General features: G+C 41.7%; 11 protein-coding genes. 4 read left to right on the forward strand and 7 right to left on the reverse strand.

What is annotated here, in order from left to right; translation table 11 throughout:
- From F8R90_RS01770 to F8R90_RS01790, 5 genes are all read right to left on the reverse strand, one after another.
- Positions 1 to 188: hypothetical protein (locus F8R90_RS01770; RefSeq protein ID WP_442946731.1), on the reverse strand; the 188-nt coding region annotated here is incomplete at its 3' end.
- A gap of 199 nt (positions 189 to 387) precedes the next feature.
- Positions 388 to 5247, reverse strand: a complete 4860-nt coding sequence (gene hpsA / locus F8R90_RS01775; protein ID WP_196509041.1) for a hormogonium polysaccharide biosynthesis protein HpsA — start codon at positions 5245 to 5247, stop codon at positions 388 to 390.
- Between the two features lie 762 nt (positions 5248 to 6009).
- Positions 6010 to 9537 carry a methionine synthase gene (gene metH / locus F8R90_RS01780; protein WP_196509043.1) on the reverse strand — a complete coding sequence of 1176 codons (3528 nt, stop codon included), beginning with the start codon at positions 9535 to 9537 and terminating at the stop codon, positions 6010 to 6012.
- A 292-nt stretch (positions 9538 to 9829) separates the two neighbouring features.
- Complete coding sequence (locus F8R90_RS01785; RefSeq protein ID WP_196509045.1) at positions 9830 to 14308, reverse strand: translation initiation factor IF-2 N-terminal domain-containing protein; 4479 nt, start codon at positions 14306 to 14308, stop codon at positions 9830 to 9832.
- Positions 14309 to 14491: 183 nt separating this feature from the next.
- Positions 14492 to 15409, reverse strand: coding sequence for a histone deacetylase family protein (locus F8R90_RS01790; protein WP_196509047.1), 918 nt, complete (start codon positions 15407 to 15409; stop codon positions 14492 to 14494).
- A gap of 111 nt (positions 15410 to 15520) precedes the next feature.
- On the opposite strand from F8R90_RS01790, the gene F8R90_RS01795 reads away from it, so the two are divergent.
- Complete coding sequence (locus F8R90_RS01795) at positions 15521 to 16549, forward strand: mechanosensitive ion channel family protein (protein WP_196509049.1); 1029 nt, start codon at positions 15521 to 15523, stop codon at positions 16547 to 16549.
- Positions 16550 to 16719: 170 nt separating this feature from the next.
- On the opposite strand, the gene F8R90_RS01800 is transcribed toward F8R90_RS01795, so the two are convergent.
- Positions 16720 to 17499: an MBL fold metallo-hydrolase gene (locus F8R90_RS01800; RefSeq protein ID WP_196509052.1), complete on the reverse strand. Its 780-nt coding sequence runs from the start codon at positions 17497 to 17499 to the stop codon at positions 16720 to 16722.
- A gap of 113 nt (positions 17500 to 17612) precedes the next feature.
- On the opposite strand from F8R90_RS01800, the gene F8R90_RS01805 reads away from it, so the two are divergent.
- A complete protein-coding gene (locus F8R90_RS01805) occupies positions 17613 to 18050 on the forward strand; it encodes a VOC family protein (protein WP_196509054.1) in 438 nt (145 codons plus the stop codon).
- A 10-nt stretch (positions 18051 to 18060) separates the two neighbouring features.
- Here the strand turns inward: F8R90_RS01805 and F8R90_RS01810 are convergent, their stop codons facing one another.
- Complete coding sequence (locus F8R90_RS01810; RefSeq protein ID WP_196509056.1) at positions 18061 to 19746, reverse strand: S-layer homology domain-containing protein; 1686 nt, start codon at positions 19744 to 19746, stop codon at positions 18061 to 18063.
- Between the two features lie 198 nt (positions 19747 to 19944).
- Here F8R90_RS01810 and F8R90_RS01815 point away from each other — a divergent pair, with 198 nt between their 5' ends.
- Together F8R90_RS01815 and F8R90_RS01820 are read left to right on the forward strand one after the other, a co-directional pair.
- Positions 19945 to 20838 (forward strand): alpha/beta fold hydrolase, encoded by an 894-nt coding sequence (locus tag F8R90_RS01815; protein ID WP_196509059.1) that lies wholly within the window; start codon positions 19945 to 19947, stop codon positions 20836 to 20838.
- A gap of 147 nt (positions 20839 to 20985) precedes the next feature.
- Positions 20986 to 22044 (forward strand): serine/threonine protein kinase, encoded by a 1059-nt coding sequence (locus F8R90_RS01820; RefSeq protein ID WP_196509062.1) that lies wholly within the window; start codon positions 20986 to 20988, stop codon positions 22042 to 22044.
- Positions 22045 to 22189 lie beyond the last annotated feature (145 nt).

Genomic DNA, 22189 nt, shown 5'->3' on the forward strand with positions numbered 1-22189 from the left:
GTCTTGCCATCCGCAGCCATTAGTAATGTGTGTGCACGCCGAATTTCTCTGGCTTTTGCTGAACCCTTTTTGACTAGAGCCAGTAGTTCTTCCCTCTGTGATTCACTCAGATTAATTTGATACTTTTTGCTCATACACCCTTTTTCCTTCTTCTGCGATCGCTTGTCTGCTTGTGAATACCAATGCATCCACATTGCTATTTAATCACACTTGATTATAACCCCGCAAAATTAATGGGACAGACCACTAGTAGTTCATATCATTAGTTTTGAAGGTTAGATAAGTTTGTAGTCAGGACTTTAGTCCTGGAATTTTAAGCACTTCAGTGCTTAAAATTGAGCGATTTATCGCTCACTACAAACCTTGCAAAATTAATGAGATAGATGACTATGATGGTTGGAGTTTGCAGTCACCAGGACGTTCACTTTCAGGTAGTGCAAATTTTAAACTGTCGCCAGAGTCAGTAGTGCCAAAGTAGTCGCTGGGAGCATCCTCAAACCCATCCGCTGCTTCAGTTTGGACACCACATAACAGAGTTTTCACCCAAAGGTCATCCCGACCTACTTCTCTGAAGTATTCATTTGGAGGATCTGTTGCTGGAATTACAAAACGCTGGGCAAACAAGTCGGGATTTTGCGCCAGTAACGCCACATCAAAACCCCAGTTACGGTTAGGAGGCATATAATAAGGCGCTTCCCCAGCAGGACTACTACCTATAGAAGTACTATCTGATGTGTAACCAGGTCTATTAGAATTCAGAATTCTAATAAAGATACTGTTATTGGCAGTGGCAGTAAGAGCATTAGGGTTAGAAGAGGTTGCAGGAGCAGTTGTTGGTCCTGGTCTGACAAGAACTTGGAACGGTGCAGTAGCATAGATACTGCGTTTAAATTGGATGAATGAACCGTTGATATTGGCATTAACCCCATCCCAATTTTCTAAGAAACGCACAAAGTTATGCAAACCCCCATTGATTTCGTAGCTAGTTGCACCCACACGAGCCGGAGTATCACCAGCTGCAATTACTAGATTAAAAGTTGTTTCACTTGCCTTAGACAACCATCTAGTATTTTTAACGACAGTGGATAATCCTCCTGCTAAACTGGCGTAATCTTGATCTTGAGGTCCTGTAGTGGTTGTTACCTGTAATTGCAATACAGGTTCTAATAGCGGCTGGTACAACGCATTTCTAATGGGTGTAGTCGTGAATGGCGATGTGGCTCCGGGGAAATCCCTAAGCGAACCAGAAGCTGGTAATTGAGGATACCTGTAGAATATACGATGAGTGTTATCGTATTTTATCTCACTAGTGTTGAACACTGGTGCGGTAGTAGAAGTACTTGTTGTGGTTGCAAACCATAGCGCATTAGGCGCTATGTCAGGTATACTAGCTGGTTCTACTGCACCAGATGTGATAACTAGCGGCAGTTCTTTTACTACACTTGATTTAATACCTAGCGGAATGGGAGTACCTTGATTAAAACTGCTGAAAGCCACATTTGAAGCATTAGCCAGCTTGGCAAAATCAGAAGCATAATTAGGATCGGTTGTTAGTATATCGTATTTACGTTTGAACGCAACCCTACGAGCAAATCCTTCAAAACCAGCCCTTGGCGATCGCGCAGTTGTACCAGCTAAGAGGTTGTTAGGATCTGCATCTATTACTTGACTAGACCTTTTGAAGATGTCTGCTATCTCCAAACCATTGGTTGGATCTTGATCATTGGTTTCATCATTATCATTATCTAAACCCACATACCAGTCACCTGGTTCACATTGTGAAACTGGTATCCTGAAGCACATTTCCATGACATATTCTGGGAAACTTCCTCGCCGCTGAATGGGTGTGACAAAGTTGTTCAAGTAAGAACTGTTATTGTCAGTACCAGTGGGAGTACCCTTGTAGTAGGTATCACCACCAGAGTCAGTGAAGAATTTAGATGAAGTGACGAAGTTGTTATTCCAGAAACCCACCCTCAGGCGGCTGAGTACGATGTTAGGGTCACTTCCTTGGTTATTTCGCAAGTCGTAATCACCCTCATTGCGAAAACCTTCGCGGAAGTTACCAGAAAGCAAGGTAACAGCATCAGCAATTACTGATGCTGATCGCCAGGTTTCTCCAGTTGTGCAATTGGGTAGTCTAGAGTCTGCCGGCCGACAAGCAAAGTCAGGATCGCGATTTGCCGCAGCGCGAGTGTAAAATTTACTATCGTAAGTAGCATCACTGGGAGGAGGTAAAAGACCCGCATCTTTAAATTCTTGCTTGGTATGCAGATTAAAATTGCCTTTAACATAAGCTGGCAGGTCAGTTGCTAAAACTAAGCCTTTTTCTTCTGCTCTGTAATTGTTTTCGCGGCTCAAGTCACTGCCATTAATCAACATAATGGCGTTGGGTCGCCGCTCTGGATCAAGCCTGTAGTCAGTAGCACTGACATTTTCACTTGAGTTACTGGCATCTTTTTGAGCATCATCACGAGATGCATAGATAATGCCACTATTAGGTAACAGATATTCGTTAGACCAAGTACCAGCGATTGAAGTTGTGCGAAGCTTATTTAAATCTATGACAGTGGCACGAATTTCTAAAGGTTGGCGCTGTTCAACTTCTAAATTGTAGTTTCCGGTTAATGTGCCACCTTTATCTATAGCTTTAATTTGTCTGGCATCAAGAAATGTAGTTTCCTTAATTGCATCATTAGGAACATAAGTTTCACTCGTTGAGAGAGTTCCATCGGCAATTTCTATTGCACAAATTGTCGAATCAATTGCTGATTGCTCAGATAATGTGAGGTCTTTATCTGTTGCTTTGAGTAGTGCTTGCCGCAGTAGCGGATTTACAAAACGACCGTTGGGAAATGTCAAGTTGGCTTGATACTTTAAGCGATCTAGCAAAGCTACAGCAGTGTTCGTTACATCATCAGCATTCCCCGCAGTTGTAAACAACCCACTGGTTAGCGTCTGTCCTCTAGTTATTTCATCAGATGTAGTATCGGAAATTTCGTAAACGATCCCATTATTAGAAGCTGCTGCTGTTGTTGAAACGAGGGGATCGTAGGTGTTTGTGGTTGCTGTTGTCTGATTAGTGGGATTGTAATAGCTGCTGACACAGGCTATAGGTTCTTGATAATGATCTGCTATAGTCGCCTGAGGATCATAGGAATCACGGTTGTAGTGATAAACTGCTGTGGCACGCATCACCAAATGCCCACGTGTTGGAGTACCGTCGATAGGATTAGCAGGATCAGGCACTAGCATGGGCATAGTGTCAGGCCAGACTACTAATGATGAAGTAGTAGGTAGTCCAGAACCTGTACTTCTATAAATTCCTGCACCTGTAACTACTCGTAATCCACCAACTACATCAAGAGCATCAGCGCGGGGTGAAGCGGCTGCTATTTCCCAGAATCCGTCACGTCCAGTCACCCCTAAATCTGCCAATTGTTTGACGCTAGTAGTACGAGTACGATCTTTAGTAGTGCTACCTGTCCATTTCACACCAGTAATAGTTTCAGGTTCTTCCTCTCCGACAAAAATTCCTTTTGTGCTGTCCCATCTGAGTTCAGGTAAATTGTTACCTACTACAATGCGATCGCCTAAGCGTGATTCTATGACAGGAGAAGTTTCTAAGGTTGCTGGGTCTGTAGCAGGTAACTCTGATGTAGTTAGCGTTAGTGTTGTATTGGTATTCGTGGGATATATCCAGCTATCTGGTGGACGTAATGCGTTACTTCTTGCTGAACTGTCATATCCTGCGAGAACATTTGCTGTAGTAAAACTACCAACACCATCAGTACCATAAGGTACTTCATTAAATGGTACGCGTCGGGTACGTTTTTTGAAGTAGATTTCCAGTTCTTCTCGACGTACCTTGTTAGAATCTAAACTTGGGTCGGCTGCAATCCGCTTGCTTTTATTATCTTCGACCTCTTGGGGGTCAGTAGTTGTAGCGTGAGCGAATTGTGCATTTACTAACAAGTCGATTCGTTGAGCATAAGCCTGACTGTTATAAGCAATTTGATTTGGGTTATTCGAGGTAGATTTATTTGTACTTGCAAGTGATGTTTGTGTAGGGACATCATTTTCTCTAAATAAATCTACTTGAACTGCCCCAATATCTGAAGCACTTATTGGCCCATTACCTGCAACATTACCACCAACAACTATTCTGCCATTTTCTCGCTCGTAATAACAAGAATATCTACTGCTGACCTGGAATAGCGTAATATTTTGATTACTTCTACCCATCAATAGATTACTGTTGGTAAAAATGCGCCCATTCAAACGAAATCTAGGACCAGGTGTAATATCTAAGTCATCTTCATAAACAACAGCATTATTAGTAATGGGAACTTGACTACGGTCTTGTTGCATTTCTAAAGCCGAGAAACCCTTGTTACCCTGATACTTCTCATATTTAGTTGTATCAAGAAGAGTAGCTTGGGTAATATCACTAATGGGAACCGTTGCTGTATATACGAAAAAGCTTTTTTTCAATTCACCAGTTGGTAACTTATACCAACCAGAAGCGCCTACCAAGCTGGCACTAGTCTCACCAGCTACATCACAAGCTCCACCTGCCTTAGCTGGTAGCATAGGAGGCGTTCTAGCATCCAGTGGACTTCTCTTTCTCTCTTGAGTTGTACCAGTTTGGGGGGGAGTGCGGAAGTAGATACCGTAGAGAATAAAGCTATCAAATTTACCATTATTATCTGTATCGGCAGGAAATTTCCAGGCTGTTTGTAAGTTTTCTTTATTCTCTAAAATGACACTACTATCTGCTTCAATCGTATCGTCTCTATCAAGGTCATAAGGCAGGCTTATGGGAGTTTCATCACCAAACGTATAGACAGGAAGTTTATTAGTTAAGGTACTGTATAGTGTTACGTTTGATGGAACAGAACGTGGCAGAGTCGGGTCGGCAAATAGTGCAGTGATTTTGGCTTTAGCTCTCTCTAGAGCAGGGGTAGCAGCTTGTATTGTCGCTTCATTCACCCGAACATTACTAGCATTTTTGGAGCGTTCAAAAGACCGGAATAAAATTGCAGTTGTTAACAGTACAACTACCAACGTTACCATCGCTACTGTTGGTAACACAAAGCCAGCATTTGCCGATCCGCGTCTTCTCTTCGTGCCAAAAGAAGCTCGCAGAAGCCAAATAATTTGCTTGTTAATTGCAGATAAGAATTGCTTGCTAATTTGTTTGAAGGTTTTTTGAATTGCCTTGACTAGCTGACGTTTTCGAGACATAGCTGCTTCCCTGTCAAGTGACTTTTAGCGGTTTTTGTATTTTTTCGACATCTCTCATATTTAGCCTGCAAAGCTTTTTTACAGGCTAAATATGAGACTATATTTCTCTAACTAGTGCATCTGGTTTTAATAAGTTCCAAATCAAGTAACTACAACAAAAGACAATTTATTTAAAGTTATATCATTTATAAATTGTTTATTTATTCGGTAAACACTGATTTTTTCATAATTATTTAATTCAAGTTGCATAAGGAATAAGAGCATAACTTCACAGTACAATTGCGGAAATGTATTTTATTTGAAGGCAAATTTATGAAGATGTTGTTAGCAAAGTAAACTTATAATACCCACCGTTAAAGGAAAGATATCAATTGGGTGAAAAATAATCAGATGTTCGGCTCATATACCCGACTTTTTAAAGAAGTCGGGTATCTTGTTGTTCGACATCCCTTTCGTTAATTACTAATTATTTACTAGCTTGTATAGCAATTCTTGTTATCCTGTGGGGAACTGCTACGCATTTATGGATGCAGGGAGCAATGCTTGTGAAAACCATACATAAATCTACTTTCTAGACTTCAAGGTTTTTTGTAATGGCTTGCTACTAGCGCCTAACCCAGCACAACCATCGAATACTAGAATTTAAGTAAAGCGGTGCGTTAGCCAAAGGCTAACGCAGCCTACCAAAACTGCTGTATTCAGTGCAATTGGGAACCACCATAATTCCCCTCTTCCTAGAAGCGAGGAAGGGGGGATGGGGTTCTACGCGCTAAAGTATTTTGCTAGTGGGTGGTAAGCAATAATCGCAGTGGTAGACTGTTCTGGATAAAGTTGTTCACTTTCATCCATATACAAGTTAATTCTGTCAGTCTGCAATAACTCCAGTTGCTTGTACTGGTCTTGGATATTTGGACAAGCTGGATACCCAAAGCTATACCGTGAGCCACGATAGCGTTGTGCCAATATATCCCGAATATTATCGGGTTCTTCAGCAGGAAAACCTAACTCTCGGCGAATTCTGGCGTGTGTCCACTCCGCCACAGCCTCCGCCACCTGCACCGCCATACCGTGAAAATACAGATAATCTGTGTATTGATTATTTGCAAACAACTTTTGGGCGAACTCTGTTGCAATCTCCCCTACAGTCACCGCCTGCATCGGGAACACATCAATAATTCCTGACTCCTTTGGTGCAAAGAAATCTGCTATGCACAGCCGTCTTAAAGACTTCTGTCTGGGAAACTCGAAAGTTGCAACCTGTTGTGATTGGTTTTCTGAGTCATATATATGTAGAGAATTCCCCTCAGATTGACAAGGGAAATACCCATAAATCACCTGGGGATGCAACAGATTTTCCTCAAGAATCCGCTGTTTCCAAGTTTCTAAAACTGGGTACACTTTCTCAACTAAGAAAGCCTGATATTCTTCCTTAGATTGTTCCTTTGGTTTGCGGAATTGCCATTGTCCAGCAATTAAAGCTTGTAAATCTAAATGCCAGAATATTTCCTCAATGGGAATATCGCTAGGCTGCAATAACTGCGTTCCCCAGAAAGGCGGTGTTGGACGTTCAATATCTACAGCCACAGCTTCAGAACGTCTCGTATCTACTACTTTTGGTTCCGCAGATGTTTCCTCAGCAGTTGTAGTTACTGATTCTTTATTACCATTGGTCGAAACTTCAGCAGTTTCGACTTCATTCAAAAATCCCTGCAAATCTTCCCAGTTACCAGCAGCCTTTGCTGGCATTAATTTATCCATGAAGTGCAAGTCAGAAAAGGCATCTTTGCCATAAACAACCTTACCTTTGTAAGTGTTCTGGCAATCTTCATGCACAAATTTGGGAGTCAGCGCCGCACCACCTAAAATTACGGGGACACTAATTCCCTTTTCGTTGAATACCTCCAAGTTCTCTTTCATAAAGGCGGTGGATTTCACCAGCAAACCACTCATGGCAATACAATCAGCTTTGTGCTGTTCGTAAGCGTTGATGATGTTTTCTACCGGCTGTTTAATTCCCAGGTTAATCACCTTGTAGCCGTTGTTAGATAAGATGATATCTACCAAGTTTTTACCAATGTCGTGGACATCGCCTTTGACTGTGGCAATGATAAAGGTTCCCTTGGCATTGTTGCCTGATTCTGATTTTTCCATGAACGGTTCTAGAAACGCAACTGCCGCTTTCATGGTTTCCGCAGATTGCAAGACGAAGGGTAACTGCATTTGTCCAGAACCGAATAATTCCCCGACAACTTTCATGCCATCTAGCAGGAAGGTGTTGATAATCTCCAAGGGGGGATGTTCTTCTAAGGCTTTTTTGAGATGTTCTTCTAAGCCAATGCGTTCGCCGTCGATGATGTGACGCTTGAGGCGTTCTGGGATGGGAAGACTTTCATCTAAGGAGCGATCGCGTTTTGTTGTCACCCCAGCAAATACTGTGGTAAGCTCTCCCAAGGGATCGTAAACGCAAACATTACCTTCAAATTTTCGCTCATCATAAATCAACTGGCGACAGATTTCTTGATGGCGTTCTTCAATCTTAGAGAGCGGTAAAATTTTGTTAGCGCTGACAATGGCTGCATCCATTCCCGCCGTCGTCGCTTCGTGCAAAAATACTGAGTTTAGAACCATCCGCGAGGCTGGATTCAAACCAAAGGAAATATTGGAAACACCCAAAATTACATGACATCCAGGCAATCCTTCACGAATGCGCCGAATGGATTCAATTGTCGCTTTACCGTTTTCTCGGTCTTCTTCAATCCCGGTGGAAATAGGTAACGCTAGGGTATCAAAGAATATTTCTGTGGGTGGTATGCCGTATTCTACAGCTTGGCGGTATGCGCGTTGTGCGATCGCAAACTTTTTGTCTGCTGTCCTTGCCATCCCATCTTCATCGATAGTACCAATGACTACACCAGCACCGTACTTTTTCGCTAACTCCAGCACTTTCAAAAAACGCGGTTCCCCATCTTCGTAGTTAGTGGAGTTCAGCAAACACTTACCACCGGCAACCTTTAAACCCGCCTCCATCTTTTCCCATTCGGTAGAGTCAAGCATTAAAGGCAGTGTCACATTATTAACAATGCGCGAAACTAATTCGTGCATATCCCGCACACCGTCACGTCCTACATAATCGACGTTGACATCAAGGATATGTGCGCCTTCTTTTACTTGCGCCCTCGCCATTGAAACGAGTCCATCCCAATCTTCCGCATTTAGCAAATCGCGGCACTTCTTGGAACCACTGGCGTTGAGGCGTTCGCCGACAATCAAGAAAGAATTGTCTTGGTCGTATGGCTGAGTGGTGTAAATTGATGCTGCTGCTGGTTCTAAGCTAGGATGTCTAACTTTTGGCTTCAGACCTTTAGCTACTTCTGCCAATTGTTGAATGTGTTCTGGACGCGTCCCACAGCAACCCCCGATCACTTGGACACCCAAATCTTCAACAAAATGCATCAATGACATCCGTAATTCTAACGGTGTCAGGCGGTAGTGCGCTTGACCGCCGACGTTCTCAGGTAAACCCGCGTTGGGAATACAGGAAACGATGAAAGGTGAATGTTCTGCCAGATACTTGATATGTGGTTTCATCAAGTCTGGGCCAGTGGCACAGTTTAGACCGAGAATGTCAATTGGGTAAGGTTCCAGAATTGTCAGCACAGCACTGATTTCTGAACCAACCAACATTGTGCCCATGCTTTCCATTGTCACAGACACCATCAACGGTCTGCGATCGCCTTTTTTGGCAAATACTTCTTCAATACCATTCAGCGCCGCTTTAATTTGCAACACATCTTGGCAAGTTTCCACCAGGAATAAATCGACACCACCATCCCACAGCGCTTCTGCTTGTTCGGCAAAAGTAGCTTTCATGGTGTCAAAGTCAATATGTCCCAAAGTTGGTAGTTTCGTTGTGGGACCAATAGAACCTGCCACAAACCGGGGTTTTTCTGGCGTGGAAAATTCCGCCGCGACACGCTTCGCCAATTCTGCGGCTGTCTTGCTGAGGTAATAAGCTTGGTTTGCCAAGTCATATTCTGCCAGCACCAGGGACGTACTGCCAAAGGTATCGGTTTCAATTACATCTGCACCAGCGGCGAGAAAGTCGCGGTGAACCTTAGCCACAGCTTCAGGTTTAGTGTGAACTAAGTATTCGTTACAACCTTCATACTGTGGGCCGCCGAAGTCTTCAGCCGTAAGGTTTTGGGTTTGGAGGTTGGTTCCCATCGCCCCGTCGAAGACGAGGACTGGTCTATCTGGACTACGCAGGCGTTCAAGGAAAGAATGAGTCATATTTTCCTAGAAGAAATGAGGAAATCAAGTGAGTCTTGTGATACTCGACTTACTTTATTATTTTCCAAAATTTTGGGAGTTTCGGCAGTATGTAATGGAAAAATTCTTATATACTGAAGCATTTGATGTGCTTATATTACCAATATGCATAGTGGACTAGTTTATACAGAGGTCGTTCTATGGAAAGAAGGAAAATTTTGATTGCGACTAAAACGTACCCTTCAATTAGCACCAAATATCAAGAAACAGTCTGTCTGTACCAAATTCTTGAGATTGTCATCAATCAATCTGTTTAGCTGAAGAGGCGAGAAACATCAACGAAACCTCCATGAAGACTTACAATATTTGAAACTTCGGAATACATACTTCCAACTTTACCCGATTGATTGGTAAATAAATTGTGACAACCCACAATTATTAGTAGTTCCTGAGCGCGAGAAAATGCAACGTTAACCCGTTCTGGCTTCTTGGCAAATCCCACATCTCCTTTGCTATTGTTGCGAACCATACTCACAATTACGACAGGTCTTTCCATCCCTTGAAATCTGTCTACCGTACCAGTACGAATTTCTAATGAAGGAAAAAGTTCAGATTGCAGACGTTCATCAATTTTTCTTAATTGAGCGCCATAAAACGTAATTACAGCAATTTCTTTTCTTGGTTCACCATTCGCAACTTTAGAAGCCCAAGTAGTCTCAAATTGGTGACACAGAAGTTCAATCGCATCAATTTCTGGAGTATTAAAGTAAGAAGTTCCATTTCGTTGCTCTAAAAACTGATTTTCTATTGGCGTTTTTACCCAAAGAAGATGCTGAGATTCTTGGATAATTTCACCTGATAAATGATGTGCGCGCTTTGTGTCTGGCTCCAAAATACCAGATTCTAGTTTACCGTCATAGAACTGATTGATTGCTCCCATAATAAATGGGTGCATTCGATATTGTGTAGTTAGCATTTGTTTGATGCTTTCATCAGCAGATTCAAACTGACTTTTAAATAGTGATTCTTCTAAAAATTGTAGTTCATCTCGTGTATTACCCATTGTTTGAGCAACTTCTTCTACAGTGCTAGTATCAAGCATGGGTGGTAATTGCCGATGATCGCCTACCATGACTAACTTTTTACCTTTCAAGGCCGGGATTAGTAGCTCTGGTGGAGTACACTTACTAACTTCATCAATGATGACGACATCAAAGGATTTGAATTCTTCCGAAAAACCCCTATTTGCAGCTTGAACACAGGTGATACCGACGACATTGGTATTATCTAGATATATGCGCCTTAAATCGTCGCGATCGCGCTCATTTGGCTGCCTTAATTTTTTTATCCAATCTTGTACAAAATTTTGATATTTATTGAGATAATCTTCATCTTTTTTTAATTGTTGTTGCCAAGATTCAAAGCTGATATTTATGCTGCGTAATAACTCTATATTAAACAAGTCATCAGCAAATCTTTCTGATTTAAATTTATCCGGTATTGCTTGCCATTCTGTCAACCACCAGCTTCTTTCTTCTATTAAAGTTCCTGATGGCTGTGGTTGTAATTTTTGTTCTATTTCGCGTAGGCTAATTTGTAGTTCTTGAAGGTGCTGTAGGGAAGTTTCACTTTCTTGTTGTACCTTTGATAAATGCTCATAGAGAGAATTTTTAATCATCTCCAACACAGCAAAGGGTTCTAATAATGAAATTAAGTTTTCAAATTGACTAATGGAAGTTTCCCAAGAATGAACTTGATTTGAAAATTCTTGTGGCTGCTCCCAAATCTTTGATTGTGTTGCAAGATATTGCTCAGTTAGAATGCGTAATTGAGCAGGAATATTTTGTTGATTAAGTTCTTGTAAAATATTTATAACTCGTCCAAGCTGCAAGTTAGCGTCTTGCTGTGATTTTTCTACCTCAGCTTGAGTAATAGATATTTGCTGTTGGCTAACTTCATTTTTTTGAAGTTCGTTTAATACTCGTTGGAGATGCTGAAGCTGTTGATCGATTTCTGTTTTTACTTTTAAAACACATTGACGTGCATTTGCAAGGATTGTATCTAGCAATTCTTGTGTAATTCGGGTGAGAGTAGAGTCAATGTTATTCCATTCCCATGATGCACCATAAGTCCGTTGCATTCTAATTAAAAAAACCTGGGTATTCTCAACCAGTAATTTTCGCTGTTTTGGGTTGAGTAGCTGATAATTGTTAAACTGTTGATAGGTTTCTTGCCATTGGGTGCGATCGCTCTTTGATAGCACCATTGGAATCTGACTAAAATTTTGTTGTAAAAAATAGCTAAAGTTATGCTGTTTACCCCGCCTATCAGTAAAACCTCCGTCTATTTCATAAGCGATCGCTTTTGTCAATAACTCCCATTCTGGCAGATTGATTTTGTAAATTTTTGGTACTATTGGTAATTTTAATGTGTTAGCAAACATCAACAAACCTAGCGGCAAGTCTACTAAATTCTCTGTTATTGGTAAACCTGATTGATGACATTCTTTTAAAGTTTGATAGAGAAGAGAAGGTGCTGTAGATTTCCATTCTTTAACTGCTGAGATAATATAATCTATTTCGCGTTTGCGGTTTTCCCATATCTGGATTGTTTGGTGTATGTTTTGCAGTTTGGCAAGATATTTCTGATAATCTGATTGTAGCTGATTTAATGAGGCGAAATTTTGTTGGACAATCTGTACTGATGCTGCAACTTCTGATATAGCGTTACTTGCATTTTGAGCAGAAGTCAAAGCAGTTTTAAATCCAGAAATTTCTCTTGCTACAGTTTCACGCAACCAAGCCGCTAAACCAAAAGCACCAAGCGCCGGACGCACAAAGCCAAGTTCATCAGTATATTTTATGGTTTGACGAACATTTGCTAAAAATTCTTCTACAAAACTGTTACCTTCTGTGTAAGGCTTAAGAAGTGGTAAGAAATCTGTAACTTCTGGAGCTTCCCAGTTTATATTTGGTGCAGTATTGAGGACATTTTCTAGTCCTGCAATTAGTGATTCAACCTCGTTCTGTTTTTCTACAGTTTCGTTGTAAGATTTTTCTTGATTTTGAAAGTTTGCCTCTATCTTTATCTTATTCTTATTGAATTTACTTTGTTGCTGATTGAATTCTTCCTCTGCTTGGAAGTAGGCTGTAAATCTTTGTGATGATGCAAGTAATTGACTGAAAGTTTGGATATTTTCTAGCCGTTGAGTAAGATTATTTTCACAATCATTTGCTGTATTTTCTAACCATCTGCCAATCACTTGATCTTCTAAAAATGGCTGTCCTTCTTCCCCAACTTTTTCGGCTCTCCCCTTGCGTACAGCCCTGATTACTGGGTTGTGAACTAATCGACTCAGGGCGTTATCTACTGCTAAATTAGCTTGAGATGCGATTAATGTTCGTCCACCGCGAAGGGCAATTTGATAGCAAATCTCGGCAATTACGGTAGTTTTACCAGTACCTGGTGGTCCTTGGATAAGAACAAGATCCTTAGCGGCAAGTACCTTTTCTACTGCTGCTTTCTGACCAGGATTAGCAGAAGATAATAACAAATCTTGTGGTTGAAGTTCAACAGTTGTTTTGATTTGTCTAGCCTGAGAAGCATCGAATAAAAAGTTACCCAAATATGGGTTTTGGGTGTAACCATTATTCAAATCATCTAAAGCTTTTTTCTTGCGCTGAATTTGCTGGATGTCACCAACTGCCTCAAAACATAAAAATCCTGTATCTGGCAACTTATAACGCTCTGTTGCCATGAATTCAGCTAAGTCACGTTCTAATCTGAGGCTGATAATACAACGGTTGGGGTCAACTTCTTCAACAGTCCCTAATTGACGACCGCTAATCCAATTTTTGCCGACGGGAGCAGTTTCAAAAAGCTTTAAATCTTCGTTTTTTGTGCGTCTTGCTCGTTCCCAAAAGTTTTCTAATTCGAGGGAATTTTGATAAAAGCCGTCAAGGGTGGCTGAGGCTACATCAATTTCAAAACTGATTCGCCTTTTGAAGTTATAGTTATGACTTACGTAACGCACGCAAAATTGACGTGCTTTAGCGATTTTTTCCTCAATTTGCAAAAATGCTTTCCAAGCTTTAAGCTGATCTTCTGTGGGCACATTTTCGCCACAAACTGGCGCGGCGGCGATGCGTTTCAATGTTGCGGGTGGAATATCGAGATGATGCTGATGTTTAGGTAGCAAACGCAAGCGACAGGCCATAGCATAGCTATCGGCGTGACCCCGTGAGGGTTGTAACAACTGAGCCGAAAGTATTTTTATACCGTCACGTCCATCTTTTGGTACAGCCGCTCTAAATCCTAATGTTTTTCTGAGCTTCTCAAGTCTTGCGGGTAATGGAAAATCATCGGAGTCTGTTGCTATTGTCAAATCCCAAATTTCTTCTCTTGCTTCTTTTCCCGCGCCTTTACGACGCACGTAAAATAGGGAGGGCTTTTTCCCAACACATTCCAACATTAAGTGATTGGCGCGATCGCGCCGCTCCCTAAAATCGGGATATGATTTCAGGGCAGCTTCACCTTCAAGATGGCGAATAAAACTATCAATTGCTGAAGCTATAAACATATAGCCCCAATCTTCAGAGTTTGTTTTAGCTTTAGAGGATTTTGCTGTTAGTTTATTTGCTATTGCACGAATACGTTCTGCATCGGATTCTGAGATTGTACTGGTATGGCTTTTGACTATAATTTTGAGCTTTTCGCAAATTAATAATAGCTTCTTGCTATCCAAATTTAATTCTTTTGCTAGTTCGTATATTCTGAGTTTGCCGTTGTTCATCCAGTACTGCCTTTGCCAACAAAATAGGGTTTAAATTTAAAAACGCAAAGGTAAGCACAGAGGAGCGCAAAGTTTATTTTAGTCTTATTCGCTACGAATTAAATTTGGTAATACTCTGCGTACCTTTGCGTTCCTCTGCGTTTAAAAACTTTACGATTTCGGTTACTATTACCCGTTAAATGACTATAGTTTGTACTGATGGTAAACTTCGCTAGCGGCCCGATGCAACAGGGAATGCCGCCAGACTAAAGATTTCAGATCATCAGCATAACCGCCGCCAATGACGCAGGCAACTGGATAACCGCAACTCATACAGGTACTCAAAACCTGCATTTCTCGGCGAAAAATGCCAGCATCTGTTAAGGCTAATTTTCCTAAGCGATCGCCTATATGAGGGTCAACACCTGCATCATAAAATACTAAGTCTGGCTTGACTTTAGATAGTAAATCTGATACATAATTCGCCAAAGTTTGTAAATATGCGTCATCTTCCATTCCCACTGGCAACGGAACATCCAAATCGCTGTTTTGTTTAGTACCGGGGAAATTGACTTCGCAGTGCATGGAGAAAGTAAAAACGCTGTCGTCGTTTTGGAAGATAAAAGCTGTGCCGTCTCCTTGATGGACATCCAAATCGACAATGAGGATTTTTTGGACGAGTCCGAATTTTTGTAAAACGCGACAGGCGATCGCTAAATCGTTGAAAATACAAAAACCAGACCCATAACTAGGAAAGGCATGATGAGTTCCACCAGCCGTATTACAAGCTAAACCCTGTCTTAGCGCCAGTTTTGCAGTGAGTATCGTACCACCTACAGCTACACAGGTACGATTTGCTAATGCTGGACTCCAAGGCAAACCAATGCGTCGCTGTGCTTTGGGGTCTAGGGTTCCCTCACAGTAAGCTTTAACGTAGCTTGGGGTGTGGACTAATTCTATTAACTCTGGCGGGGGACGTTCGGGGGTGTAAAACTGTTCTTGATTAGCTACACCATCAGTTAACAGTAACTCGTAGAGTTGTCGGAACTTAGACATCGGGAAGCGATGTCCTTCAGGTAGGGGAGCAATGTAATCTGGGTGGTAAACAATTGGCAAGTCCATAATCCAGAAAATCTCAAACAGCTAATCCGACAACTAACAAGGTAAAATTTAGCCATAATCGCAGCAACTATGCTGTTATCCTAAATCTAAAATTACAAATTTAAAATTGATATGATGGAATGGATTACACCGATAGCATTTATTCTAGCTGGCTTACTGGCTGGATTAATTGGTGAAAAAGTTATCTTCAAAAAACTGGAAACATTCGTTAATAATAAACGAATTGCCGGGGGTAATATTATATTTCACTCTCTGCACCGCATGACTTTTATCTGGTTTGTCATTGGCGGTTTTTTTTGGGCAATTCTGAGTTCTCCCCTTAAGCCAGATATTGCGATCGTACTGCAAAAAGTGCTGACGATCGCACTACTGTATTCAGTAACCCTTTTCTTAGCCAGATTGACTGCTGGTTTTGTTAATTTATTTATTCGCAGAACAGAAGGAGTTCCCACATCACTAATTTCTAACCTTGCTAAGATTACTGTTTTAGTTTTGGGAACATTAATTATATTGCAAACAGTGGGTGTTCAAATTACACCGATAATCACAACTTTAGGGATTGGTGGTCTAGCAGTTGGTTTGGCACTTCAAGATACCTTAGCAAATTTGTTTTCTGGCTTTTATTTAATTATTTCTAAGCAAGTTAGAACCGGAGACTATGTAAAATTAGATGCTGGGCAAGAAGGATATGTCATAGATATTTCTTGGCGCAATACGACAATTAAAGAAATCTCAAATAATGTAGTAATTGTTCCCAATTCTAAATTGTCTTCTGCGATTTTCACAAACTATCATTTACCCGCAAAGGAAATTACTTTAACAATGGATGTGGGTGTCAGTTATGATAGCGATTTGGAACAAGTTGAAAAAGTAACTGTAGAAGTTGCCAAAGAAGTCATGCAAGAAATTGCACCTGAATTAAAAGAAAGTGAACCATATATCAGATTTCATACTTTTAATGATTTTAGTATAGATTTTACGCTTTATATGCGCGTAAGTGAATACTTTGATCAGCGTATTGGTAAACATTTATTCGTTAAAAAATTACACAAGCGCTATCAGCAAGCAGGAATTCAAATTCCTTTTCCGATTAGAGAAGTGTATAATATTCAAGATAATTCAGCTATGGAACAAAATTAGCCCTGGCGACTAGAAGTCGCACGCCAGTTGCTCATGGGGAAATCCCCTTGGCGCTAGCCTCTCCCTTTGGGAGAAGACCGCACTGGCTTGGCTACATAGGCAAAACCCGCCTGCGCGGGTTGAAAACCTTGATTCTAATCGCTAGAGCTAGATGCAAGATGTGAGCTAACTTAGATTGCTAATGCTCGTTTTTCTAATGGTAATTCAAAGCGATCGCCTGGTTTCGGCTCAAGTACTTGCGTCGAAAGATTGTTTTTCTCTAGTAACGAGCGAAATTCTTCAGCATTTCCTTTAGTCTGAATTAATTTCATCAGTAATCCCTCAAAGGACACATCCCCACCAGCCGCAGTAGGTAATATTACTTGAGGTTTTAACGACTTTACTACTTCTAAAGCACTATTTTTACCTTTAATAATCGGCCCAAGCAAAGGTAGGCTCATGTCAATAAATGGTGTAATCACTACATCGATAGGTGCAGCTTGCTGAAGTTGTGGAGAATGATACCCATGAGGCTCGTAGTATACAGTTAAACCACTCTCCAATTCTTTGAGGAGATAACTATTTTCCACCAGAGTGGGGCCAATAGGGGAGCCGGGGAAAGCCTTAATTTCAATTTGATTATTTAAAGTGAAAGTTTCACCATGAGCCAATACCGTTACCTGGGTGTAACCTAATTGCTGCACTACCTTGGCTGCATTGGGAGAAGCTACAACCTTGATGCTGTGATCCAGTAGCTTCAGCGTTGGTGGATGAGCGTGGTCTTCTAAACCTTGAGATAGCAGGATCAGATCAATGTTATCTGGTATTGGACGCTCTTGCGATCGCGAACCTTTAAATAGCCATTCTAAATTACTAAAAATTAACGAGCCAACCAGCCAAGGGTCAATTAATATTCGTTTCCCGCCGATTTCCAGTAACCAAGTATTGCTGTCTAACCAAGTTAAAAACATAAATTTTGTGAAGATAACGCCTACCTTCATTATCAATCGTGTCAGCTTTCTTAGTAAGCACTAAGTCCAATACTTACATTTGTCCAGTCAAGTCTACACACGGAGTTTTTTTAATGTCTGATCTTGGTTTGACTCACATTGCACTTGCAGTCAGTGATGTTGATGCAAGTATCTCATTTTATGCAAAGTATGCTCAGATGACAGTTGTGCATCATCGCATTGATCAAGCGACTCAATCAGATGTTGCTTGGATTAGTGACCTGACTAGACCTTTTGTGATTGTCCTAATTAAAGTACCTAAAGTAGAAGGCGCACTTTTACCACAATCCCATCTTGGAGTAGCTTATCCGAATCGTGAGGAAATTGATCGCCTGTGCAATGAGGCACGCACTGAGGGAATACTGCTGGCTGGACCAAATGACTTGGGCCCTCCAGTTGGTTACTGGGCTTATCTTCGAGACCCAGATGGTCATACACTAGAAATTTCCTATGGTCAGGAAATTAGTTTTACAGTCGAGCAAGCTAGAGACGCGATTAATCGCGCCTCTTAAAAAAATAGTATTACCTGTTACCAGGAGTGCGTCCACCTTCATCGTTACTGCCACCGTGAGGACGGGAATTACCTGGGTCACAGCCCTCAGCACCATTACCAATTCCTTGGTTGCAATTGCGACGCGGTTTAACGCCCTGGGTCGAAGTTTCAGTCTGCTCCTCAACTGCAACTTGTTGTTGTCCAACTATGTACTGTGAGGAAATTTTTGCTACCTGTCCAGTGCTAGACAGGGCTTGGTATAGCAAAGCAGATACTTCAGACCTGGTTGCTACCCGTTCAACATTTAGCAAGTTCACATTGGGATAGTTGACGACTATACCGCGTTGTGTTAGAGCAGCAATCAGACTTCGATATTCACGGCGAATAGTAGTTGCATCGCTGTAAACAGATAAGATTGTGTCCGTAGAACTGCTGCTTTGATAATTTAGTCCCCGCGCTAATGCTACCAAAATGTCAAGGCGAGAAAGGCTTTGACTGGGGTTGAAATCTTTGCCAATAACAGCGTTTAAAAAGCCCATTTGATAAACTTCGCTGATGGCATTGTAAGCCCAATATTGAGTTGAGACATCTTTAAATGCGATCGCTTGGCGAATTTTCCCCTTGGTAAACGCTTTCCGCAGCATTGCCGCAAATTGGGCACGAGTTACTGGTGCATCCGGGCGAAAAGTCCCATCAGGAAAACCTTCGAGAATTTCCATTGAGGCCAATTCGGCAATAAAATCTTTAGCCCAATAGTCTGTGGAAACATCAGAAAACCCAACTTGGAGAGCGCGAGACATCCCAACTTGGCGATAATTCATCAGCATTTGGCTGATGTCGTAGCTAGAGTTATCGCTGACTTCAATCACCTGCACCAAGCTGCCAGGAGTAGCTTGTAAAGCTTCTGCCAAGTCGGAACTAAAGACGCTCACGAAGGACTGACGCACTAAAGCATACTCACCCTGAGTGAAAGAGGTGGGATAAACGCTGGTTCCTGCAATTTTTGACAAGCCTTCTACTTGGAACTGACTACCTTGGAAAGTTTGGGAACTACTAAGGAAACTAACACGTTGGTCGCTAACTTGGGTGAAGTAGTCGTAGGTGGTGGTACCTGCGTCAATAGTGCCGTTTTGGTCAGCATCAACACCATAAACAGTGCGAACGACTTGGTATTCTGTAGGTTTGGCTGACAAAACCAGGTTAACTGTAGTATTTGCCGACAAACATTCAAATTCGCTGTAGCCAATAAAGCGGTTTTGAATATCATACAATCGCACGACGATGCGATCGCTAGCTTTTAACCCCTTAGCAAATTTTGCTTTTTGCTTAATCTTGTACTTGTAATCACCCAAAAACCGCTCTTTTAAATAGCCCTTGCCACCTTTACTCTTGACAGAAATGCGAGCAATCACCTCAGACAAGTTACCGGATGGTTCCCAAATAGCAAGGCTAAAACCTGTTTTTTTCCCTTTTGCAGAAACACTACTAGTGCGGCTTTCTGTGGTGATAGTTTGGCGCTCAATAGTAGTAGTACGACTCCTTGTTTCTACTTTTTTATCGGCTAAAAGTTGTTGATTTGTGGAATTATTAGATATTTGGGCGACGGTGGTAGAGAACCCTGAAGTTGCATAGGCAGAAGCTATTGGCGAAAATATTGCCACAGAGGTTGCAGCTAGAACAAACTTGCTCATTTGAGCAAAGTAATTTTGATTCATGTATTTCATCTCACACTACCATTCGTCTAAATAGTCACAGGGGTATTTGGTATCCCTTGACTTATTAATCCCTTGGGGTGGATGGAACTAACATCTAATCAGTGGGGAGAGACGCGATTAATCGCGTCTGTACGGAGTAGGGAGTTATGAGGTCAGAGAACATTACTATATTAAAGAAACACTTTATTAATCTTAATAATGACTGTCACGACACAGCAGCTTGCAACCCAAGACGCTTTTGAAAAATTCATTTGGACTTGGCAGGGTTACAAAATTCAGTACACTGTCATGGGTACCGGACGACCTTTGGTACTGGTTCACGGCTTTGGTGCTTCTATTGGACACTGGCGGAAAAATATCCCAGTTTTAGCTGATGCTGGCTACCAGGTATTTGCCATAGACCTTTTAGGTTTTGGCGGTTCCGATAAAGCGCCCATTGATTACACTGTGGAAGTTTGGGTGGAGCTGCTGAAGGATTTCTGCACAGCACATATACACGAACCTGCTGTATTTATTGGCAACTCCATCGGCGCACTTTTGAGCTTAATAGTACTGGTGGAACATCCAGAAATTGCTGCTGGTGGTATTTTAATTAACTCTGCGGGTGGGTTGAGTCATCGTCCCCACGAATTGAACCCGCCGCTACGTGTTGTCATGGCAGCTTTTAATCGGTTTGTGCGATCGCCAATTACAGGTAAATTTGTCTATAACCGTATCCGTCAAAAAGCTCAAATTCGTCGTACTCTCTACCAAGTTTACCGGAACCGTGAAGCCGTCACTGATGAATTAGTCGATTTACTTTATACTCCCTCTTGCGACCCAGGAGCGCAACAAGTCTTCGCCTCCATTCTCACAGCCCCTCCCGGCCCAAGTCCAGAGGAACTTTTGCCAAAAGTAGAACGTCCTCTATTAGTAATTTGGGGTGCTGATGATCCCTGGACACCAATTACCGGGGCCAAGATTTACGAAGAAGCGCGTGAGAATGGCAAAGACATCAAAATTGTTCCCATTCCCAATGCCGGTCATTGTCCCCACGATGAGGTTCCAGATGTAGTTAATGCTCAGATTGTCGATTGGCTAGCACAAAGTTAACAATTTTGCGCCAAGACGCAAATGCAAAGAAACTTTCTGCCGATGCGCCTTGGTCCATGCAGGGTAGGAATGGGGCTAACAATCTGGGTGAGTGGATCTTAATCTTTATAATTGCACCTTGACAGAATCAAACTCATGTGGTGTGTAATGGAGCTTGATGTGCGTAATGGACATAAAGGGGCAATTCCCTTAAATCACCATCCAGATTTTTCCAAACAAGGCTATCAAGTTATCAGCGAACTAGGACGCAACCGAGAAGGGGGACGCATTACTTACTTAGCTAATGTCCTTAACTCTAAGCAACAGGTGGTGATTAAAGAGTTTTGTTTTGCTCGTGCGGATGCTGATTTATCAGGTGTAAAAGCATATCAGCGCGAAATCGAAATTTTGCAGCAACTAAATCATTCTCGCATCCCCCGCTATATAGATTCTTTTGAAATGCCAGGGGCTTTTTATCTGGTGCAGGAATACAAAAATGCCCCATCTTTAGGCTTAACGAGCGGCTTTAATCCAGAAGAAATAAAGCAAATTGCTTTGTCAATTTTAGAGATTTTGGTTTATCTACAAAAGCAAATTCCGCCAATTATTCATCGGGATATCAAGCCAGAGAATATTTTGGTTGATGAGCAACTAAATGCTTATCTGGTTGATTTTGGTTTGGCTAGAATACAGGGTGCAAAAGTAGCTCTGAGCAGTTTTGTAGCAGGAACCCCAGGTTTTATGCCACCAGAGGAACAGTTTGGTCATTCCCTGACTGAGGCATCAGATTTATATAGTTTAGGAGCAACACTGATTTGCTTACTTACTAATATCCGTTCTGTTGAGATTGGGAAATTAATTGATGATAACTATCGCTTTAATTTCCAGCAATTAGTTCCTCAAATCAGTCCGCGTTTCCGGCGGTGGTTGATGAAAATGGTGGAACGCAACCGAAAACGTCGCTATGCTAATGCGGCTATTGCTTTAAAAGCACTTGGGCCAATTGAAGTTGTTGGTAGTGCCACTGGGATAGATAATTTAATCAGGACACTCAAACCTAGAAAACGAGCTACTTTGTTGGGACTAGCTACTGTTGTTACACTGGCTACAATGGGGGCAACTTTGATGAGTTGTCACCCTGGTAATACGGTTAGGCAATTACTGGAAGCTACAGAATGTCAAAGTTTTGATTTAAACGCAAGTTGCCAAGAAAAAACCGGACATTAAGATTAATTAGGTCGCATCTGGCTAAGGATTACAGCGGTTTTCAATTGAATAGGCTACACCTGTAGGGGCACAATATATTGTCCCGGATTTCTCACCACACCTCTCAAAGCCTGTGCAGGGGAGCAGGGGAGCAGGGGAGCAGGGG

The organism is Nostoc sp. NZL (assembly GCF_015714705.1).
Lineage (GTDB): Bacteria > Cyanobacteriota > Cyanobacteriia > Cyanobacteriales > Nostocaceae > Nostoc > Nostoc foliaceum_A.